The organism is Escherichia sp. AM3 (assembly GCF_032029835.1).
GTDB lineage: Bacteria > Pseudomonadota > Gammaproteobacteria > Enterobacterales > Enterobacteriaceae > Escherichia > Escherichia coli.
The window spans coordinates 1-308 of record NZ_JAVUPQ010000803.1 but is presented as its reverse complement, the minus strand read 5'-3'; the positions used below and the strand labels follow the sequence as shown (position 1 = coordinate 308).

Here is a 308-nt window from a genome sequence, read left to right as displayed (position 1 = left end):
GGAGCGGGAAACGAGACTCGAACTCGCGACCCCGACCTTGGCAAGGTCGTGCTCTACCAACTGAGCTATTCCCGCTTAATCTTCGTCTTTCGAACCGCTACTGCCTTGGCTGCCTTCACTCACCTTAGTCACATACTTTTGTAAGTTCCCAAGGATTCGTTCAGTTGCCGCCTTGTCGCAATTCGAAATACTGCGATTGGGTGGTCTGTGCTTTGCAGCACTTTTCAAATTTTGGAGCGGGAAACGAGACTCGAACTCGCGACCCCGACCTTGGCAAGGTCGTGCTCTACCAACTGAGCTATTCCCGC

The 308-nt window shown here is 52.9% G+C and carries 2 tRNA genes; both read right to left on the bottom strand.

Features of this window, described 5'->3' with window-relative positions:
- Positions 1-2: 2 nt before the first annotated feature.
- Positions 3-75: transfer RNA gene (locus tag RTW80_RS28460), tRNA-Gly, on the bottom strand.
- Positions 76-232: 157 nt separating this feature from the next.
- Positions 233-308 (bottom strand) — tRNA-Gly (locus RTW80_RS28455).